Genomic DNA, 19,320 nt, shown 5'->3' on the forward strand with positions numbered 1-19,320 from the left:
GTGCCCACCACGAAACCAGAGGGGGGTGAAGCAAGGCGCCGCTCGCGCCGGTACGGCAGGGCATCAAATGGCCGGGCGCCCGCCGCCAGAGACAAAACCACGAAACCACCGAGGCAGGCAGGATAGTGGTGCTACGCACCGCGAACGGCAGATGCTCGAACGCTCACCGAGCAAAGCGATCAGGGGCACCACCACGTGACCATTGGGTCATGCAGTAGCGATGACCTCCAAGCCGGCATGGCAAAGGCCAGCCTACACTCCGGGCCGTACGACGAAACCACAGCCCCACATAAGCCTGATTGCTCTGCCCCCGGCAGGGTCGGCTTTCTTCTCGTTAGTCTTCTTTGCCGACGCAAAGAAGAGTGACCGGCAGCCCCCGCAGGGGGATGTCGTATGGCCCTTGGGTCCAAAAACCATCGCCGCTCAAAGAAACAGCAACCAACCAAGCAAGGGCGATGTCGTACGGCCCTTGGGTCCAAAAACCAACACCGCCAGAAAACACCCCAACACCACCCCCTATACCCCCCCTAAATCCCCCAAAGTATCCACATCCCGAAACGCCCCCTCATCCTCAGTCAGAATCCTCATCACCGGCTGCGTCTTCAACAACGCCCGCGCGCCTTCATCCCCATCAAGCTTCAGCAGGGCATCCCGCCACGCGGACCCGAATCCAACCGGATGCCCACGCCGTCCGTCGCGCCACGGTGCGGCAATCGCGTCACGTGTCGTGATCGTCAACGCCACCGCGCGCACCAGCTCGGCCGGCAGCCACGGCATGTCGGCCAGCGCCACTACCCAGCCGCTGGCGCCGGGCGTGGCGGCCACCGCCGCAGCCAGCGCGGCGCCCATGCCGGCCTCGGCTGCTGCCGTCTCCAGTACCCGGCAGCCGGCAGCTTGCAATTCGGCTGCCAGCGCGGCATTGCCCGGGCGGATCACGGCTAGCGTGCCGGGCAGCACGGAGACCAGCGTGCGGGCGCTGCGGGCGGCTACGGTGTGGCCGTCGGGCAGCGTGGCCAGGAGTTTGTTGCGCTGGCCGGCGGGGTCGAAGCGGCGGCCGTAGCCGGCTGCCAGCAAGATGCCGGTGGGGGGCTCGGCAGTGTGGATGGCGCCGTTGATGGGGCCCGTCAGCGGGCTGGTCACGGGGTGGGGCTGCAGGTGCTGCCTTCGTTGGCGGCCAGTTCGCGCGCGGCCTTGGCGCCTTCTACCTGGAGGATGTCGGGCAGCGAGACGTGGTTCTTGGCGGCGACGACTTCGGCCAGGATCGAGATGGCGATCTCGGGGGGCGTGCGGCTGCCGATGTAGATGCCGACCGGGCCGTGCAGCCGCGCGAGCTGCAGGTCGTTGAGGTCGAACTCCTTGAGCCGCTCGCGGCGCGCCTGGTTGTTGCGGCGCGAGCCGAGGGCGCCGACATAGAAGGCGCGCGTGCGCAAGGCTTCCATCAGGGCCAGGTCGTCGAGCTTGGGGTCGTGCGTGACGGCGATCACCGCGCAGCGCTCGTCGAGCTTCATGTCGGTCACGGTGTCGTCCGGCATGGTGCGCACCATGGTGACGCCGGGGATGTCCCAGGTCTCGGTGTATTCCTCGCGCGGATCGCACACGGTGACCTGGAAGCCCAGGCCAACAGCGATCTGGCTCAGGTACTTCGACAGCTGTCCCGCGCCAATCACCAGCATGCGGTAGCGCGGCCCGTGAATGGTGAGCAGGGTGGCGCCGTCGAAGGCAAGGCCGTCGGTGGCCTCGGCCGGGCCCAGGGTGGCGCGGCCAGTTGCCATGTCGAGCGTGCGGGCTACCAGCTTGCCGCCTTCCACGGCGGCCAGCAGTTCGTCCAGGTGGCTATCGGCGCCGAGCGGCTCGGTCACCAGTTCGATGGTGCCGCCGCAGGGCAGGCCGAAGCGGTGCGCTTCCTCGGCGCTGATGCCGTACTTGACGGCTTCGGGGTGCGCGCCGGCAATGCCTTCGCGCCGTACCCGGTCGATGATGTCATCTTCGATGCAGCCGCCCGAGACCGAGCCGACCACCAGGCCGTCGTCGCGCACGGCCAGCATGGCGCCTTCCGGCCGGGGCGAGGAGCCCCAGGTTCTGACTACCGTCACCAATAGCGTGCGATGGCCTTCGGCCTGCCACTTCACACTGCTTTTCAGGACTTCGAGATCCACGCTGTCCATGATCGTTTCCGCTTCGTTTCACCGTTTTGTTCATCGGGCGCGCTGCCTTCACCGGCCGCCGCTCCGTCCTTGGCGACATTGTCATCCGTGCCTGGCTCGTCACCCTGCGCGCCGGACCCGCTCACCGCCGCCGTGAAGCGGTCGAAGAAGGTATCGGCCATCTTGCGCGCGGCAGCGTCGACCAGGCGCGAGCCGATCTGCGCGATCTTGCCGCCAACCTGGGCGTTGACCGTGTAGGTCAGCACCGTCGCGTCGCCTTCGGGGGCCAGCGTGACGGCCGCGGTGCCTTTGCCGAAACCGGCGACCCCGCCTTGTCCGTCGAACTGGATGGTGTAGCTGTCGGGCGCCTGGATGTCCTGCAGGGCCATGCGCCCCTTGAAGCGCGCCTTGACCGGGCCCACCGCGGCGGTCAGCGCCACCAGGTAGGCGTTGTCGCCGTCAGGCTCGATGCTCTCACATCCTGGGATGCATTGCTTGAGCAGCGCCGTGTCGTTCAGGGCTTCCCAGGCGGTTTGCTGCGCTACCGGCAGTTGCCGCGTCTGTGTCATTTCCATGGTTGGGGCGTCTCCTTGGTGTCCTTCATGTTTTTAATGTCTGCGGGCCTCGGCGCCGCGGGAAACGCGGGCATGGCCAGGGTGTCGCGCGCGGCCAGCATGGATTCGAGCGCGAACAGGCTGTCCAGGTTGTGCGCCGAGCGCAGGGCGTCCACATGCGGCAGGATGGCTTGCACGCCACGTGCCTGCGGCACGAAGCCGGCATAGCGCAGCAGCGGGTTGAGCCAGACGATGCGATGGGCGAAGCGGCGCAAGCGTGCCATTTCGGCGTCTAGCAGGTCGATGTCTTCATGGTCGAGCCCGTCGGTGACCAGCAGCACCGTGGCGCGTCCGGACAGCGTGCGGCGCGCCCACTGGCGGTTGAAGGTGGCCAGCGCGGCACCGATGCGGGTGCCGCCGGCCCAGTCTCGCACCTGGCCCGTGATGGCGCCAACCGCTTCGTCCGGGTCGCGCTCGCGCAGCCAGCGGGTGATGTTGGTCAGCCGGGTGCCGAACAGGAACACAGACAGCCGCTCGCGCGATTGCATCAGCGCATGGCAGAAGTACAGCACCGCGCGCGAGTACTGGCTCATCGAGCCGGAGATGTCGAGCAGCAGCACCAGCGGCGGGCGGCGCTCGGCGCGGCGGCGGTATTTCCAGCGCAGCCATTCGCCTTGCTGGCGTACCGCCAGCCGCGCGCTGGCGCGCAGGTCGGCGTACGGCCCGCTGGCGGCGGCGCGCAGGCGGCGCGTGCGCTCGGTGGCCAGGCGCGCGTGGCGCGCGCGGATCATGTGCTGCAGCGCGCGCCATTCTTCCGCGCCCAGGGTTTCAAAGTCGCGCTGCGCCAGGCGCTCCTGCGCGGAGAAGGTGAGCGGCGCGGTAAAGCGTTCGACATGGTCCTCGCCACGTCGGCCGGACTCGGGCGGGCGCTGGGCGGCGAGCGCGTCGGCCAGCCGGTTGTTGCGCGGCGGCGGCGGTGCGCCGGCATCCACGCGCGGCAGCAGCAGGGCGCGCAGCTTGCCCTCCCAGTCCGGGTCGCGCCAGAACAGGTCGAAGGCGGCGTCGAACAACAGGCGCTGATCGGGCCCGCTCACCATCAGGGCCGCCATGGCTGCGCGCACCTCATCGCGCCTGCCGATGTCCACGTATTGCAGCGCTAGCAGCGTATCCACAGCCTGTGCGGGCGACAGCGCAAAGCCGGCATCGCGCAGCAGCCGCACGAAATGCGTGACGTTGCGCGCCAGCATGGGCAGCGTGCCGGCGGGTGGCACGGTGGCCAGCGGAGCGTCCGGATGGAGCCGGGGCATGGCTCAGGCTCCCGGCGCCCGGCTGGCGAGCAGTTCGGCCACGGTGGGGCCATCGACCCGGGCCAGGTCGTCCTGGTACTTGAGCAGCACGCCCAGCGTGTCACGCACCGATTGCGGATCGAGCTCACAGACGCCCAGCGCGGCCAGCGCGCGGCACCAGTCGATGGCCTCGGCGATGCCGGGCGACTTGAACAGGTCGATGCCGCGCAGCCGGTGGATGAAGTCGATGGCCTGGTGCTGCAGCGCGGCGGCGGCCTCGGGGGCGCGCGCGGCCACGATCTGCAGTTCGCGCTCGCGCTGGGGATAGCCCATCCATTGGTACAGGCAGCGGCGCTTGAGTGCGTCATGCACCTCGCGGGTCCGGTTGGAGGTGACGATGATGAGCGGCGGCTGCTCGGCCCGGATCACGCCGATTTCGGGGATCGACACCTGGAACTCGGACAGCACCTCCAGCAGGAAGGCTTCGAAGGGCTCGTCGGCGCGGTCGATCTCGTCGATCAGCAGCACGCGCGGGATGCCGGGCGCGGCCGGGTCGGGCAGCAGGGATTCCAGCAAGGGGCGCTTGAGCAGGAAATCGTCGTGATACAGCGATTGCGTGTCGGGCCGCTCGCCGCGCGCTTCCGCCAGGCGCAGCGCCATGATCTGGCGCGGGTAATCCCATTCGTACAGCGCGCTGGAGGCGTCGAGCCCCTCGTAGCATTGCAGGCGCAGCAAGCGCGTGCCGAGCGCGTCGGCCATGGCCCGCGCCAGCGCGGTCTTGCCCACGCCTGGCTCGCCTTCGAGGAACAGCGGGCGCTGCATGCGCAGTGCCAGGTACAGCACGGTGGCGGTTTCGCGATCGGCGAAGTACTGCTGTGCCTCCAGCAGGGCAGCGGTTTGATCGATGGACTGGGGAAGCATGGGTGCTAGCCGGTTGGCTCCCCTCTCCCACCACGTGGGAGAGGGGCTGGGGGAGAGGGCGGGCGTGCGCTCGAAGTGAACACGCCCGGCTTGGCGAGTGCCGGCGCTTTCGCTCCGGCTTTCTCCCTTATCCCTTCAACGCCTGCTCCACCGCGCGCGCCGCCAGCACCGGGATCAGGTGCGCACGGTACTCGGCGGAAGCATGCAAGTCGGTGTTCAGCTTGCTTGCATCCACCACCACCGCGCGTGCTGCCGCCGGCGTGAAGCTGGCTGCCAGCGCCTGCTCCAGCGGTGCGCTGCGGAACACGCTGTCGGCCGCGCCGGTGACCGCGACCCGCACGACCTTGCCGAACTGCGCCACCATCACGCCCACCAGCGCGAAGCGCGATGCCGGGTTGCGAAACTTGATGTAGGCGGCCTTGTCCGGCGTGGGGAAGCGCACGGCGGTGATCAGCTCATCGGGTTCCAGCGCGGTTTCGTAGAGGCTCTTGAAGAAGCTATCTGCGGCGATATTGCGGCGGTCGGTGACCACCGTGGCGTTGAGCGCGAGCACGGCCGCTGGGTAGCAGGCGGCCGGATCGTCGTTGGCGAGCGAGCCGCCCAGCGTGCCCATCGCGCGTACCTGGCGATCGCCGATGCCGTCGGCCAGCGCGGCCAGCGCGGGAATGCGCTTGCGCACGTCGGCGTTGGCCGCCACGTCGGCATGGCGTGCCGCCGCGCCGATCACTAGCTCATCGTTCTCGACACGGATATCCGCCATGCCGGGAATGCGGGCTACGTCGATCAGCGCGGATGGCGCGGCCAGGCGTAGCTTCATCGCGGCCAGCAGGCTCTGGCCGCCGCCGAGGTACTTGGCGTCGGGGTCCGCCTTGAGTTTGTCCACGGCCGCCTTGGTATCGGCGGCGCGTTCGAAATTGAATGCGTACATGATGTGCCTCCGATCTCAGTTAGGGGCCTGCGCGTGGCGGATGGCCTGCCACACGCGATGCGGCGTGGCGGGCATCTGGATGTCGTGCACGCCAAGCGGCGAGAGCGCATCCACCAGCGCATTGATGAAGGCCGGCGGCGAGCCGATCGCGCCGGCTTCGCCGCAGCCCTTCACCCCAAGCGGGTTGTGCGTGCAGGGCGTGCCCTTGGCGGTCTCAACCGTGAAGTCCGGCAGGTCGCTGGCGCGCGCCATGGCGTAGTCCATGTAGGAGCCGGTCAGCAACTGCCCACTGTCGTCGTCGTACACGCACTGCTCCAGCATGGCTTGGCCGAGGCCCTGGCCGATGCCGCCGTGTACCTGGCCTTCGACGATCATCGGGTTGATGATGTTGCCGAAATCGTCCACCGCGGTGAACTTGATCACCTTGCTCTCGCCGGTGTCCGGATCGACTTCCACCTCGCAGATGTAGGCGCCCGACGGATAGGTGAAGTTGGTCGGGTCGTAGAAGGCGTTTTCGTTCAGGCCCGGCTCCAGCTTGTCGAGCGGGTAGTTGTGCGGCACGTAGGCGGTGAGCGCCACCTCGCCGAAGGTCTTGCTGCGGTCTGTGCCGGCCACGCTGAACGTGCCGTTCTTGAACTCGATGTCGGCGTCCGAGGCCTCCAGCAAGTGGGCCGCGATCTTCTTGGCCTTGGCTTCGATCTTGTCGAGCGCCTTCATGATGGCCGAGCCGCCTACCGACAGCGAGCGCGAGCCATAGGTGCCCATGCCGAACGGCACGCGGCCGGTGTCGCCGTGCACCACTTCCACGGCATCCAGTGCAATGCCGAGCCGGTCCGCCACGATCTGCGCGAAGGTGGTTTCATGCCCCTGGCCATGGCTGTGCGAGCCGGTGAAGACGGTCACGGTGCCGGTCGGGTGGACACGGATCTCGCCGACTTCGAACAGTCCCGCGCGCGCGCCCAGCGCGCCGGCGATATTCGACGGCGCCAGCCCGCATGCCTCGATGTAGCAGGAGTAGCCCAGGCCGCGCAGCTTGCCGCGCTGCTTCGCTTCTTCACGACGCGCGGGAAAGCCTTTGACGTCAGCGAGTTCCTGCGCGCGTGCCAGGCACGGTTCGTAGTCGCCGGTGTCGTAAGTCAGGCCGACCGGGGTGGCGTAGGGGAAGTCGTGGATGAAGTTCTTGCGGCGGATTTCCGCCGGGTCCATCTTCATTTCGCGCGCCGCGGCTTCCACCAGCCGTTCCACCACATAGGTGGCTTCCGGGCGGCCCGCGCCGCGGTAAGCATCCACCGGCGCGGTGTTGGTGAACACAGCGCGCACTTCGGCATAGATCGCCGGCGTGGTGTACTGCCCGGCGAGCAGCGTGGCGTACAGGATGGTCGGCACGCTGGACGCGAAGGTCGACAGGTAGGCGCCCATATTGGCGGTGGTGTGCACCCGCATGGCCAGGAACTTGCCGTCGGCGTCCATCGCCAGCTCGGCCTTGGTGACGTGGTCGCGGCCGTGCGCATCGGTCAGGAAGGACTCCGAGCGTTCGGCGGTCCACTTGATCGGGCGCTTGATCTTCTTCGACGCCCAGGTCAACGCTACGTCTTCCGCGTACAGGAAGATCTTGGAGCCGAAGCCGCCGCCCACATCCGGCGCGATGATGCGCAGGCGCGACTCCGGCAGGCCAAGCACGAAGGCGCCCATCAGCAGGCGCTCCACGTGGGGGTTCTGGTTCGATACATAGACCGTGTAGCTGTCGTCCTGCCGGGTGTAGCTGGCATTGACGGCGCGCGGCTCGATGGCATTGGGGATCAGCCGGTTGTTGATGATCTCCAGCGTGGTCACGTGGGCGGCCTTGGCAAAGGCGGCGTCGGTGGCGGCGCGGTCGCCGTGGCCCCAGACATAGCTGGTGTTCTCGGGCACGTCGTCATGCACCAGCGAGGTGGCCGAGGCAGCGTGGGCGGTGTTCACCACGGCGGGCAGCTCATCGTATTGCACGTCGATCTTCTCGGCGGCGTCCTTGGCTTGCTGCAGCGTTTCGGCGATGACCAGCGCGACCTGGTCGCCCACGTGGCGGGCCTTGCCCTGCGCCAGCACGGGGTGCGGCGGCTCCTTCATCGGGCTGCCGTCGATGCTGTGGATCAGCCAGCCGCAGGGCAGGCCGCCGACCTTGTCGGCCGCCACGTCGTCGCCGGTGAAGATGGCGACCACGCCGGGCGAGGCGAGTGCTTCGGTCTTGTCGATGGAGACGATGCGGGCGTGCGCGTGCGGCGAGCGCAGGAAGTAGCCGTAGCTTTGCTGCGGCAGCACGATGTCGTCGGTGTATTGGCCGTTGCCGGTGAGAAAGCGGTAGTCTTCCTTGCGCTTGACCGAGGCGCCGATCAGGTGTTGGTTGTGCTGGTTGTCAGGTGCGTTCATGGCGGTCCCCTTATTCAGCGCTGACGCCATGCATCGCGGACTGGCCGTCTTGCACCGCGCGCACGATGTTGTGGTAGCCGGTACAGCGGCACAGGTTGCCGTCGAGCTGCTCGCGGATGGCGGCGGCGTCGGCATTGGGCTGCTGCGTGACCAGGGCGATGGCGCTCATCACCATGCCGGGCGTGCAGAAGCCGCACTGCAGGCCGTGGCAGTTGCGGAAGGCTTCCTGCATGGGGTGGAGCTGGCCCTCCGGGGCGAGCCCTTCGATGGTGGTAATGCTGGCGCCATCCGCCTGCAGCGCCAGCATGTTGCACGACTTGACCGCGCGGCCGTCCATGTGCACGGTGCAGGCGCCGCACTGGGCGGTGTCGCAGCCGACATGGGTGCCGGTCAGGCGGAGTTGTTCGCGCAGGAACTGGACGAGAAGGGTGTGGGGTTCTACCTGCGCGTCGACGGCGCGGCCGTTGACGGTCAGGCGGATAGGAATCGCCATGCTTGTCTCCATGTGGGTGGACACGTGCACGACCAATCCCTGAATCCCGAAAAAACTGCGCGGGACTGGCCACGACGCGTTACTGCCGTTTGTTGGGTACGGCTATTTCGTGATGTTGGTACTGCGGTGCTGCGGTGCTGCCCGTCAATGCCTGACAATGGCCTGGCAATGCCGTGCCACGAACGTTTGGCCACGACATGCTCTAACAGTTAATCACAAATCTCCGGCGCATGCCATGCGGGTTGCCCCTTCGCCACCTGGCGCTGCCAGAGGGTGCGGACGGCGTCGGGCGCGGGCGTGCAGGATGGCGCTGCTAGAATGGCCCGCCGTCCGGCCGCCACACCGCATTCACCTCGCTCCGGCACCAGATCTCTCAATATGGAAGGCTTTATCGACTGGCTGTTCGAAACCGTTGCCCTGCCCAAGGTGGGCTTGCCGGCTATCTTCGTGGTCAGCCTGGTGTCGGCCACCTTGCTGCCCCTGGGCTCGGAGCCGGCGGTCTTCGCGTATATCAAGCTCAATCCGCATCTGTTCTGGCCGGCCATCGTCGTCGCCACGCTCGGCAATACCGCGGGCGGCGCCATCGACTGGTGGCTTGGCTACGCGGCCAAGCTGGCCGTGGTGCGCTTGCGCAAGCGGCGCCAGCAGCGCGTGCACGAGGAGGAGCACGCCGAACACCGCCGCCATCCCCGCCAGCCGCGCAAGCCGTCGCTGGATGCGCGCTACTTCCGGTGGATGCGCCGGCTGGGGCCGCCGACCCTGCTGGTATCGTGGCTCCCCGGAATTGGTGATCCTTTGTGCACTTTAGCCGGCTGGCTCCGGTTGTCATTCTGGCCGAGCCTGGTTTACATGGCGATTGGCAAGTTTCTGCGCTACCTTGCCATGACGATTGCCCTGCTCTGGATCCCGGATAGTTTCTGGCACGGCATCGCAGCCAGCCTCAAAAGCCTGTTCTAGCTAGCGCCTCTCACGGCACGGCAAGGGTAAGGCAACCCTTGCCCAAGCAAGGTTCTGCCATGTTGCGGTGCGGCGAAAGCAGGCCTTGAAGTACAATTGCCCTTTAAAGACGATCCGGCGCACCGTCCCCGTGCGCTACAGGAAGCGGTCCCCTCCCCATGAACGCCCCACTCGTGCTCGATGCCAAACTCGCCGCGCAGGATGCGCCTGCGCGCCTGCGAGAGATCCCTTATAACTACACGTCATTCTCGGATCGCGAGATTGTCATCCGGCTGCTAGGCGAAGAAGCCTGGCGTATCCTGGCCGAGCTGCGCGGCGAACGCCGCACCGGCCGCTCCGCCCGCATGCTGTACGAAGTGCTGGGCGATATCTGGGTGGTGCGCCGCAATCCCTACCTGCAGGATGACCTGCTGGAGAACCCCAAGCGCCGCCAGATGCTGGTTACGGCACTGCACCACCGGCTCTCCGAGGTGGAAAAACGCCGTGCCGCCGACCGTGCCGAGCACGCCGAGCCGGCCGCCGAGGACCGCTCCCACCGGGTCGAGCAGCTGGTCAGCTTTGCCAAGCAGGCCATCGAGGACTTCAAGCAGGAGTTCGCCAACGCCTATGACCTGCGCAAGCGCACCCAGCGCGTGCTGGGCCGCATCACGCAGAAGGACAACATCAAGTTCGACGGCCTGTCCCGCGTCTCGCATGTGACCGACGCGACCGACTGGCGCGTGGAATATCCCTTCGTGGTCCTCACCCCGGACACCGAGGAAGAGATCGCCGGCATGGTCAAGGGCTGCTTCGAGCTGGGCCTGACCATCATCCCGCGCGGAGGCGGCACCGGCTATACCGGCGGCGCCGTGCCGCTGACGCCGATGAGCGCGGTCATCAACACCGAGAAGCTGGAACAACTCGGGCCGGTCGAGCAGACCGACCTGCCGGGCGTGTCGCACAAGGTCGGCACCATTTTCTCCGGCGCTGGCGTGGTGACGCGCCGCGTGGCGGATGCGGCGGACAAGGCCGGGCTGGTGTTCGCGGTCGACCCGACCTCGATCGATGCCTCCTGCATCGGTGGCAACGTGGCCATGAACGCCGGCGGCAAGAAGGCCGTGCTGTGGGGCACCGCGCTGGATAACCTGGCCTGGTGGCGCATGGTGGATCCGGAAGGCAACTGGCTGGAAGTCACGCGCCTGGACCACAACCTGGGCAAGATCCATGACGTGGCGGTCGCCACCTTCGAGCTCAAGTGGTCGGACGGCAACCGCGCGCCCGGCGAAAAGCCGCTGCGCACGGAAACCCTGGCCATCGAAGGGCGCAAGTTCCGCAAGGAAGGCCTGGGCAAGGACGTCACCGACAAGTTCCTGGCGGGTCTGCCCGGCATCCAGAAGGAAGGCTGCGACGGCATCATCACCAGCGCGCGCTGGATCCTGCACCGCATGCCGGCGCATGTGCGCACCGTCTGCCTGGAGTTTTTCGGCCAGGCGCGCGACGCCATTCCGAGCATCGTGGAAATCAAGGATTACCTCGACGCCGAATCGCGCACCCCTGGCGGCGCCATCCTGGCCGGCCTGGAGCACCTGGACGAGCGCTACCTGCGTGCGGTGGGATACGCCACCAAGAGCAAGCGCAACGCCTTCCCGAAGATGGTGCTGATCGGCGACATCGTCGGCGACGACCAGGACGCGGTCGCCCGCGCCACCTCGGAAGTCATCCGCATGGCCAACGGCAAGAGCGGCGAAGGCTTCGTCGCGGTCAGCCCGGAAGCCCGCAAGAAGTTCTGGCTGGACCGCTCGCGCACCGCCGCCATCGCCAAGCACACCAACGCCTTCAAGATCAATGAAGACGTGGTGATCCCGCTGCCGCGCATGGGCGAGTATACCGACGGCATCGAGCGCATCAATATCGAGCTGTCGATCAAGAACAAGCTCCAGCTGACCGATGCGCTGGAAGCCTTCTTCGCGCGCGGCAACCTGCCGCTGGGCCGCAGCGACGACGCTAACGAGATCCCCAGCGCCGAGCTGCTGGAAGACCGCGTGCAGCACGCGCTGCAGCTGCTGCGCGAGATCCGCTCGCGCTGGACCTACCTGCAGGACCACCTGGATACGCCGCTGGCCACCGCGCGCGCGTCGCTGATCGGCCACGGCCTGGGCCTGCTCGGCCAGGCTTTCGAGGCGCGCCTCGAGCAGCAGCCGGATGCCACCGTGTTCCACCTGCTGCAGGACCGCACCATCCGCGTGTCCTGGAAGAGCGAAGTGCGCGCCGAGCTGCGCAATATCTTCAACGGCGGCGAGTTCAAGCCCATCCTCGACGAAGCGCAGAAGATCCACAAGCAGGTGCTGCGCGGCCGCGTCTTCGTGGCGCTGCACATGCACGCCGGCGACGGCAACGTGCACACCAATATTCCGGTCAACTCCGACGACTACGACATGCTGCAGGACGCCCACCGCGCGGTGGCCCGCATCATGGCGCTGGCGCGCTCGCTGGACGGCGTGATTTCCGGCGAGCACGGCATCGGCATCACCAAGCTGGAGTTCCTGACCGAGGACGAGATCGGCGAATTCCGCGAGTACAAGCAGCGCGTGGATCCGCAGGGCCGCTTCAACAAGGGCAAGCTGTTGCCCGGCGCTGACCTGCGCAATGCCTATACGCCGTCGTTCGGGCTGATGGGGCATGAGTCCATCATCATGCAGCAGAGCGATATCGGTGCCATTGCCGACAGCGTCAAGGACTGCCTGCGCTGCGGCAAGTGCAAGCCGGTGTGCGCCACCCACGTGCCGCGCGCCAACCTGCTGTACAGCCCGCGCAACAAGATCCTGGCGACCTCGCTGCTGGTGGAGGCCTTCCTGTACGAGGAGCAGACCCGCCGCGGCATCTCGATCAAGCACTGGGACGAGTTCTCCGACGTGGCCGACCATTGCACGGTCTGCCACAAGTGCGTGACGCCGTGCCCGGTCAAGATCGACTTCGGCGACGTGTCGATGAACATGCGCAACCTGCTGCGCAAGATGGGGCAGAAGAAGTTCAATCCCGGCACTGCCGCGTCGATGTTCTTCCTCAACGCCACCAACCCGCAGACCATCAACATGACCCGCAAGGTCATGATCGACTGGGGCTACAAGGCGCAGCGCCTGGGCAACGACGTACTCAAGAAGTTCGCCAGGAAGCAGACCGCGCATCCGCCCGCCACGGTGGGCCGCGCGCCGGTGCAAGAGCAGGTGATCCACTTCATCAACAAGAAGATGCCGGGCAACCTGCCCAAGAAGACCGCGCGCGCGCTGCTAGACATCGAAGACAACGAGATCGTGCCGATCATCCGCGACCCGAAGCGGACTTCGCCCGAGACCGAGGCGGTGTTCTACTTCCCGGGCTGCGGCTCGGAGCGGCTGTTCTCGCAGGTGGGCCTCGCCACGCAAGCCATGCTGTGGCATGTGGGCGTGCAGACCGTGCTGCCGCCGGGCTACCTGTGCTGCGGCTATCCGCAACGCGGCAACGGCCAGTTCGACAAGGCCGAGAAGATGGTTACCGACAACCGGGTGTTGTTCCACCGGGTCGCCAACACGCTCAACTACCTCGATATCAAGACCGTGGTGGTGAGCTGCGGGACCTGCTACGACCAGCTTGCCGGGTATGAATTCGACAAGATCTTCCCGGGCTGCCGCATCATCGACATCCACGAATACCTGCTGGAGAAGGGCGTCAAGCTGGAGGGCGTGACCGGTACGCGCTATATGTACCACGACCCTTGCCACACCCCGATCAAGACCATGGACCCGACCAAGCTCGTCAACGAGCTGATGGGCGGCAATGAAGGCGGCGGCAAGATCGAGAAGAACGAGCGTTGCTGCGGCGAGTCCGGCACGCTCGCGGTGTCGCGCCCCGACGTTTCCACCCAGATCCGCTTCCGTAAGGAAGAGGAAATGACCAAGGGCGCGGACAAGCTGCGCACCGACGGCTTTGTGGGCGACGTCAAGATCCTGACCAGCTGCCCGTCCTGCCTGCAGGGTTTGTCGCGCTACAAGGAAGACGCCACGGTCACGGCGGACTACATCGTGGTGGAGATGGCCAAGCACCTGCTGGGCGAGAACTGGATGCCGGACTACGTGGCCAAGGCCAACTCGGGCGGCATCGAGCGGGTGCTGGTGTGATGGGGGAGGCGGGGGCGGTGCCACTGGTTTTCTCCCTTCTCCCGCTTGCGGGAGAGAGGGGAGCCAACCCTGGGTATTTGACTGACGCCCTCGGAGTCCCGGGAGCGCCCGCATGAACCTCGTCCCCAACTGCCCGCTGTGCGAGACCGACGGCGGCGAACTGGTCTGGCGTGGTGAGCGCGCCCGGGTCATCCTGGTCGAGCATGAGCGCTTTCCCGGCTTCTGCAGGGTGGTGTGGAATGGCCACGTGGCCGAGCAGACCGACCTGCCCGAGGACGACCAGGCCTGGCTGATGCGGCTGGTGGCGCGGGTGGAGCGCGCGGTGCGCGAGACCATGGTGCCCGACAAGGTCAACCTGGCCGCTTTCGGCAATATGGTGCCGCACCTGCACTGGCATATCATTCCACGCTACCGCTGGGACACCCATTTTCCCGAAGCCGTCTGGGCGGCTGTGCAGCGCGAGCCTGATGCTGAGCGCCTGGCCGGCCTTGCGCAGCGCCTGCCGGCGTTGCGTGCGGCCCTGGCGAAACTGGACGAAGCAGGCTGACGCCTAGCGTAGCCGTGCCCGTGCCGTGCTGGCATTGCTGTCGGTTTTTTTGAATTTCCGGAACCAGCCGGGCAGCGCCGTCTTCTAACACCCGTTGTCTTCATTCCCACAAGAGCGGGGCCGGTGGATCTGCCATGGCCCGCTTGCGCGAAAGGTGCCATGTCCACACCGACTTCCGTTACTGTTCCAGGCCCGGCCGTGCCGGCCCGTGCCCTCAAGATCCAGAGCCGCCTGCGGGTGGCCGAGACGTGGGACCTGATCAAGCCTTACTGGAAATCCGAGGACCGCAAGGCCGGCCTCGGGCTGCTGGCCTTCGTGGTCGCGCTCAATCTCGGCATCGTTTATATCAACGTGCTGCTCAACGAATGGAATCGCGTGTTCTACAACGCGCTGGAGCAGCATGACTACACCTCCTTCAAGGCGCTGCTGATCCGTTTCTCCTGGATCGCCGGCTTCTTTATCGTGGCGGCCATATCCCGGCAGTACTACACCATGATGCTGCAGATGCGCTGGCGTACCTGGATGACCGACCGCTTCATGGACCACTGGCTCAGCCACCAGGCTTACTACCGCATAGAACAGACGCACGCCACGGACAACCCCGACCAGCGGCTTGCGGACGATCTGCGCTCGTTTACCGATGGCGCGCTGTCTCTCTCGCTCGGGCTGCTCAATTCGGTGGTGACGCTGGTGTCTTTCGTCGGCATCCTGTGGGCCGTTTCGGGGCCGATCAGCTTCATGCTGGGCGGCACCGAGATCACGATTCCGGGCTATATGGTGTGGTTCGCGGTGGGCTATGCCGTGATCGGTTCGCTGATTGCCCACGTGGTGGGCCGGCCGCTGATCGGCTTGAGTTTCCAGCAAGAGCAGTACGAGGCGGATTTCCGTTTCATGCTGGTGCGCTTGCGCGAGAACAGCGAGCCGGTGGCGCTTTACCGGGGCGAGCCTACCGAGCAGGCGGGCCTGCGCTCGCGTTTTGACCGCATTCGCGCCAACTGGAAACAGTTGATGCGCTATACGCGTCGCCTGACCTTTGTCAGTTCCGGCTACGGCCAGTTCGCCATCATCTTTCCGCTGCTCGTGGCCGCGCCGCGCTACTTCGCCGGCAAGATGACGCTGGGCGGGCTGATGCAGGTGAGCCAGGCCTTCGGCCAGGTGCAAGGTGCGCTGTCGTGGTTCGTTGACAACTATTCCACGCTGGTCGGCTGGAAGGCTGCAGCCAACCGGCTGATCGACTTCCGCGATGCCATCCGGGTGGCGGAGCGCCAGGACCAGGAGCACACCGGCGTGCGCGACATCGAGGTGGTCCAGGCTGGCACCGGTACCGATTCCGGCGGCATCCGCATCGACACCCTCGCGCTGGCGCTGCCGGTGCGCACCGGCAACGGCGGCGAGATCCAGCAGCGGCCGCTGGTGGCGCCGTTCTCGCTGCGGATCGCACCCGGCGATCGCTGGCTGGTCAGCGGCCCCTCGGGTTGCGGCAAGAGCGTGCTGTTCCGCGCACTGGCCGGGATCTGGCCCTACGGCAGCGGCACGGTGGCCATGCCCGGCGCGGCTCGCATGCTGTTCCTGCCACAACGCAGCTACCTGCCGATCGGCTCGCTGGCTGATGCGCTGGCTTATCCCGACGCCGGCACCGTGCATAGCCGTGAAGCCTTGCAGAAGGTGCTGCGCGAAGCCCGGCTCGGCGCCCTGGCCGAGCAGCTCGACGTGTTCGATAACTGGTCGCTGCGGCTGTCGCCGGGCGAGCAGCAACGCCTGGCCTTTGCGCGCGCCCTGCTGCAAAAGCCCGATTACCTGTTCCTGGACGAGGCCACCAGCGCGCTCGACGAGGAAACGGAAAGCGCGATGTACCGCCTGATGGTGGACTCCCTGCCCGGCGCGGCGATCATCAGCATCGCCCACCGCAGCACGGTTGCCGCCTTCCATGGCAAGCGCCTGCGCTATGTCGCGGCCGACGGAGCGCACTGGGAGGCGGAGCACAATGGGCAAGGCGAGGCGGCTGCGGTAAGCTATCGGGTCGTACACGAAGCGTAAAGGCCGGTGTGGCCGCAACCTGCGGCTCGCCCACAGCCGCGCGCCACCCATCATGGCAGGCCTTGAAAAAGATACTCCCCATCCCACCGCCCTTACCGTGCACACCCAGTCGCGCGTGCTGGAGGTGGGTTTTGACAACGGTTCCAGCTTCCGGCTGCCGTTCGAATACCTGAGGGTGAACTCACCCTCGGCCGAAGTGCAGGGCCACGGTCCGGGCCAGGAAGTGCTGCAGACCGGCAAGCGCGACGTCACCATCGCCGCGGTGGAGCCGGTCGGCAACTACGCCATCCTGATCCGTTTTTCCGACGGCCACGATACCGGCATCTATTCCTGGGAACTGCTTTACCGCCTGGGCGCCCAGCAGGACGCCATCTGGCAGTCCTACCTGGAGCGGCTGGAAGCGGCCGGCGTCGATCGCGACGCCCCCATGGTGGCCCCCGGCGGCCATGCCTGCGGCAGCCATTGAGATTGCGTGCCCCCGCGGGCCATTACTGAGTTCTGGAGCGAGTTATGAGCGAGACCCACTTCGGGTTCGAGAAGGTCAAGGAAGAAGAGAAGGCCGGCAAGGTAGCCGAAGTCTTCCATTCGGTGGCCAACAAGTACGACGTCATGAACGACCTGATGTCCGGCGGCATGCACCGGCTGTGGAAGATGTTCACCATCGCGCAGGCCGGCGTGCGGCCTGGCTTCAAGGTGCTCGACATCGCCGGCGGCACCGGCGACCTGGCCAAGGCCTTCGCACGCCAGGCCGGGCCCACCGGCGAGGTCTGGCTGACCGATATCAATGAGTCGATGCTCCGGGTTGGACGGGACCGCTTGTTGAATAAAGGCATCGTCGTCCCCACCTGTCTCTGTGATGCCGAGCGGATTCCGTTCCCGGACAACCACTTCGACCTCGTCACCGTGTCCTTCGGGCTGCGCAACATGACGCACAAGGAGGTGGCATTGTCCGAGATGCGCCGGGTGATCAAGCCGGGCGGCAAAGTCATGGTGCTGGAGTTCTCCAAGGTGTGGAAGCCGCTGGAAAAGGCCTACGACATGTATTCGCTGAAGTTCCTGCCGTGGCTGGGGCAGCGCGTGGTACAGGATTCCGATAGCTATCGCTATCTGGCCGAATCGATCAGAATGCATCCAGACCAGGCTTCACTTGTACGTCTTATGGAACATGCGGGCCTGGAGAATGTCGAATACTTCAACCTGACGGCGGGAGTGGTGGCACTCCACGTCGGGCGAAAGTACTAGACTGATATAGGCTCAAAGAAAAATGAGCGAACTTAACAGGGGAAGCACTGATATGTCGCTATTTCGCGCAAAATTCATGGCGGGTGTGCTGATTGGCACGCTTGCCCTCGGCATGGCGCTCGACGCCAATGCCAAACGCCTCGGCGGGTCGCGCAGCATCGGCAAGCAATCGTCCGGCGTGACGCAACGCCAGCAAGCACCGGCACAGCAATCGCCGAACCAGACGCCCGCGCAGCAGGCGCCGGCCCAGCAAGCCGCGCCCGCAGCGGCCGGCGCCGGCGCAGCTGCTGCTGCGGCGCCCAAGCGTAACTGGGGTGGCATGCTCGGCGGCATCGCCGCCGGCCTGGGCATTGGCTGGCTGCTGTCGCACTTCGGCCTGGGCGGCGCCGCCATGGGCTTCCTGTCCAACCTGATCCTGATCGCCCTGGTGGCATTCGCCGCAATCTGGCTGATCCGCAAGTTCCGCGGCGGCGCCAAGGCGCCGCAGCAACCGGCCTATGCAGGTGCGGCAGCCGGTGCCGGCAGCGGCTCGGGTAACGGATTTGGTGGCAGCAACGAACCGGTCCTGCGCCAGCAAGTGCCGGTCGGCGCACCCAACCCGGTGATGCCTGCGCCCGGTTCCGTCGCCTCGATGCAGTCCGCCGCACCGGTGATGGCTGGCGCCGCCGTTGGTGCAGCCGCAGGCGCGGCCCAGCCCTGGGGCGTGCCGGCCGACTTCGACACCCAAGCCTTCCTGCGCAATGCCAAGATCTACTACGTCCGCCTGCAGGCAGCCTGGGACGCCGGCAATCTTGAAGACATCCGCGAGTTCACCACGCCGGAAATGTTCGCCGAGATCAAGATGGACCTGTCCGAACGCGGCGCCGAGGTCAACAAGACCGACGTGGTCACGCTGGAAGCCGAACTGCTCGGCATCGAAGACAGCCCGGCCCAGCATCTGGCCAGCGTGCGCTTCTCCGGCATGATCCGCGAAAAGGCCGGCGATCCGGCACAGCCTTTCGCTGAAGTCTGGAACCTGGCGAAGCCGGTAAGCGGCCCCGGCGGCTGGCTGCTGGCAGGGATCCAACAAACTTCCTGAGTGCAGGGAGTGCCTCGCCGGCAGGTCCAAGGCCGGCAGGTGGCATAGAATGGAGGCCCACGTGAAAACGTGGGCTTTTTTTGTTTGTTGGGTGGGGGGATTCTGTTGTTTGACTTGGAAGTTAAAGTCAAAGTCAACGGCAGTTTCACCCCCCTGCGGGGGGCGACCAACTTTCTTGTCTCGCCAAGAAAGTAGGCAAAGAAGGCGACCCGGATGGGGCGAAAGCCTCCTCGCCGTCAGACAAAAAGAGCGGCCGGGGGCCAAACTCGCATCGCCTTAAGGCGATACTCAAACATGGCCCCCTCTTTTCCGCTCTTTTTGCCTGCCGACGAGGCGCCCCATACGGGCTAGGAAAACCTTGACGGCTCGCTTCGCATCGCGGGACGGTGTTTGCCGCCCCACGGGCGGAAAACACGGCTACAACCTGCAAGGTTTGAGTCGACTATTGGTTTGTGTCGCTCTCCCGCTTGCGGGGGGCGGGAGAGAGGGCAGGCCGATCCGCCAAAGTAACGATTGGTAGCCGTGTGGCCCGCCCGCAGGGCGGGCCACACCCCAGCGCGATGCGAAGCGAGCCGTCAAGGTGTACCAAGGCCG

15 protein-coding genes are annotated in these 19,320 nt (G+C 66.3%); 7 read left to right on the plus strand and 8 right to left on the minus strand.

The annotated features are described in order from the left end of the window. Positions 1-516 precede the first annotated feature (516 nt). The 8 genes from AC1RQC_RS39775 to AC1RQC_RS39810 all read right to left on the minus strand — a co-directional run bounded on the left by AC1RQC_RS39775 (position 517) and on the right by AC1RQC_RS39810 (position 8,732). Positions 517-1,140: a nucleotidyltransferase family protein gene (locus AC1RQC_RS39775; RefSeq protein ID WP_492387184.1), complete on the minus strand. Its 624-nt coding sequence runs from the start codon at positions 1,138-1,140 to the stop codon at positions 517-519. Beyond that, a complete protein-coding gene (locus AC1RQC_RS39780; RefSeq protein ID WP_492376387.1) occupies positions 1,137-2,165 on the minus strand; it encodes an XdhC family protein in 1,029 nt (342 codons plus the stop codon). Before AC1RQC_RS39780 ends, AC1RQC_RS39775 begins: the two co-directional genes overlap by 4 nt. Next, a complete protein-coding gene (locus tag AC1RQC_RS39785; RefSeq protein ID WP_183032719.1) occupies positions 2,138-2,719 on the minus strand; it encodes an SRPBCC family protein in 582 nt (193 codons plus the stop codon). Before AC1RQC_RS39785 ends, AC1RQC_RS39780 begins: the two co-directional genes overlap by 28 nt. Continuing rightward, positions 2,710-4,005, minus strand: a complete 1,296-nt coding sequence (locus AC1RQC_RS39790; protein WP_492376388.1) for a vWA domain-containing protein — start codon at positions 4,003-4,005, stop codon at positions 2,710-2,712. The genes AC1RQC_RS39785 and AC1RQC_RS39790 overlap by 10 nt, the downstream gene beginning before the upstream one ends. Positions 4,006-4,008: 3 nt before the next feature. Then, the gene (locus tag AC1RQC_RS39795; RefSeq protein WP_150987835.1) at positions 4,009-4,905 is read right to left on the minus strand and encodes an AAA family ATPase; all 897 of its coding nucleotides are present in this window, start codon (positions 4,903-4,905) and stop codon (positions 4,009-4,011) included. Positions 4,906-5,032: 127 nt separating this feature from the next. Next, positions 5,033-5,833 carry an FAD binding domain-containing protein gene (locus tag AC1RQC_RS39800; RefSeq protein ID WP_492376389.1) on the minus strand — a complete coding sequence of 267 codons (801 nt, stop codon included), beginning with the start codon at positions 5,831-5,833 and terminating at the stop codon, positions 5,033-5,035. Between the two features lie 15 nt (positions 5,834-5,848). Beyond that, entirely contained in the window at positions 5,849-8,239 is a 2,391-nt protein-coding gene (locus tag AC1RQC_RS39805; RefSeq protein ID WP_492376390.1) for a xanthine dehydrogenase family protein molybdopterin-binding subunit, read from the minus strand. Between the two features lie 10 nt (positions 8,240-8,249). Continuing rightward, positions 8,250-8,732 carry a (2Fe-2S)-binding protein gene (locus tag AC1RQC_RS39810; RefSeq protein ID WP_492886793.1) on the minus strand — a complete coding sequence of 161 codons (483 nt, stop codon included), beginning with the start codon at positions 8,730-8,732 and terminating at the stop codon, positions 8,250-8,252. 378 nt (positions 8,733-9,110) lie between these two features. Between AC1RQC_RS39810 and AC1RQC_RS39815 the strand changes: the two genes are divergently transcribed. The 7 genes from AC1RQC_RS39815 to AC1RQC_RS39845 all read left to right on the plus strand — a co-directional run bounded on the left by AC1RQC_RS39815 (position 9,111) and on the right by AC1RQC_RS39845 (position 18,726). Then, positions 9,111-9,689: a YqaA family protein gene (locus AC1RQC_RS39815; protein WP_492376392.1), complete on the plus strand. Its 579-nt coding sequence runs from the start codon at positions 9,111-9,113 to the stop codon at positions 9,687-9,689. 158 nt (positions 9,690-9,847) lie between these two features. Further along, positions 9,848-13,822, plus strand: a complete 3,975-nt coding sequence (locus AC1RQC_RS39820) for a DUF3683 domain-containing protein (protein ID WP_492376393.1) — start codon at positions 9,848-9,850, stop codon at positions 13,820-13,822. 112 nt (positions 13,823-13,934) lie between these two features. Continuing rightward, complete coding sequence (locus AC1RQC_RS39825) at positions 13,935-14,369, plus strand: HIT family protein (RefSeq protein WP_183032725.1); 435 nt, start codon at positions 13,935-13,937, stop codon at positions 14,367-14,369. A 159-nt stretch (positions 14,370-14,528) separates the two neighbouring features. Further along, the gene (locus AC1RQC_RS39830) at positions 14,529-16,406 is read left to right on the plus strand and encodes an ABC transporter ATP-binding protein/permease (RefSeq protein ID WP_492813536.1); all 1,878 of its coding nucleotides are present in this window, start codon (positions 14,529-14,531) and stop codon (positions 16,404-16,406) included. A 52-nt stretch (positions 16,407-16,458) separates the two neighbouring features. Next, positions 16,459-16,872 (plus strand): gamma-butyrobetaine hydroxylase family protein, encoded by a 414-nt coding sequence (locus tag AC1RQC_RS39835; RefSeq protein ID WP_492813538.1) that lies wholly within the window; start codon positions 16,459-16,461, stop codon positions 16,870-16,872. 44 nt (positions 16,873-16,916) lie between these two features. Then, entirely contained in the window at positions 16,917-17,648 is a 732-nt protein-coding gene (gene ubiE, locus AC1RQC_RS39840; protein WP_492376396.1) for a bifunctional demethylmenaquinone methyltransferase/2-methoxy-6-polyprenyl-1,4-benzoquinol methylase UbiE, read from the plus strand. Between the two features lie 52 nt (positions 17,649-17,700). Then, the gene (locus tag AC1RQC_RS39845) at positions 17,701-18,726 is read left to right on the plus strand and encodes a Tim44 domain-containing protein (protein ID WP_492813540.1); all 1,026 of its coding nucleotides are present in this window, start codon (positions 17,701-17,703) and stop codon (positions 18,724-18,726) included. Positions 18,727-19,320: the final 594 nt, after the last annotated feature.

This window comes from Cupriavidus sp. GW822-FHT03E04, from assembly GCF_058801495.1.

Coding starts and splice junctions, on each gene's coding strand:
- AC1RQC_RS39845 (WP_492813540.1), top strand. CDS start 17,701: ATGTCGCTATTTCGCGCAAAATTCATGGCGGGTGTGCTGATTGGCACG.
- AC1RQC_RS39825 (WP_183032725.1), top strand. CDS start 13,935: ATGAACCTCGTCCCCAACTGCCCGCTGTGCGAGACCGACGGCGGCGAA.
- AC1RQC_RS39790 (WP_492376388.1), bottom strand. CDS start 4,005: ATGCCCCGGCTCCATCCGGACGCTCCGCTGGCCACCGTGCCACCCGCC.
- AC1RQC_RS39805 (WP_492376390.1), bottom strand. CDS start 8,239: ATGAACGCACCTGACAACCAGCACAACCAACACCTGATCGGCGCCTCG.
- AC1RQC_RS39830 (WP_492813536.1), top strand. CDS start 14,529: ATGTCCACACCGACTTCCGTTACTGTTCCAGGCCCGGCCGTGCCGGCC.
- AC1RQC_RS39820 (WP_492376393.1), top strand. CDS start 9,848: ATGAACGCCCCACTCGTGCTCGATGCCAAACTCGCCGCGCAGGATGCG.
- AC1RQC_RS39810 (WP_492886793.1), bottom strand. CDS start 8,732: ATGGCGATTCCTATCCGCCTGACCGTCAACGGCCGCGCCGTCGACGCG.
- AC1RQC_RS39835 (WP_492813538.1), top strand. CDS start 16,459: ATGGCAGGCCTTGAAAAAGATACTCCCCATCCCACCGCCCTTACCGTG.
- ubiE (WP_492376396.1), top strand. CDS start 16,917: ATGAGCGAGACCCACTTCGGGTTCGAGAAGGTCAAGGAAGAAGAGAAG.
- AC1RQC_RS39800 (WP_492376389.1), bottom strand. CDS start 5,833: ATGTACGCATTCAATTTCGAACGCGCCGCCGATACCAAGGCGGCCGTG.
- AC1RQC_RS39785 (WP_183032719.1), bottom strand. CDS start 2,719: ATGGAAATGACACAGACGCGGCAACTGCCGGTAGCGCAGCAAACCGCC.
- AC1RQC_RS39815 (WP_492376392.1), top strand. CDS start 9,111: ATGGAAGGCTTTATCGACTGGCTGTTCGAAACCGTTGCCCTGCCCAAG.
- AC1RQC_RS39795 (WP_150987835.1), bottom strand. CDS start 4,905: ATGCTTCCCCAGTCCATCGATCAAACCGCTGCCCTGCTGGAGGCACAG.
- AC1RQC_RS39780 (WP_492376387.1), bottom strand. CDS start 2,165: ATGGACAGCGTGGATCTCGAAGTCCTGAAAAGCAGTGTGAAGTGGCAG.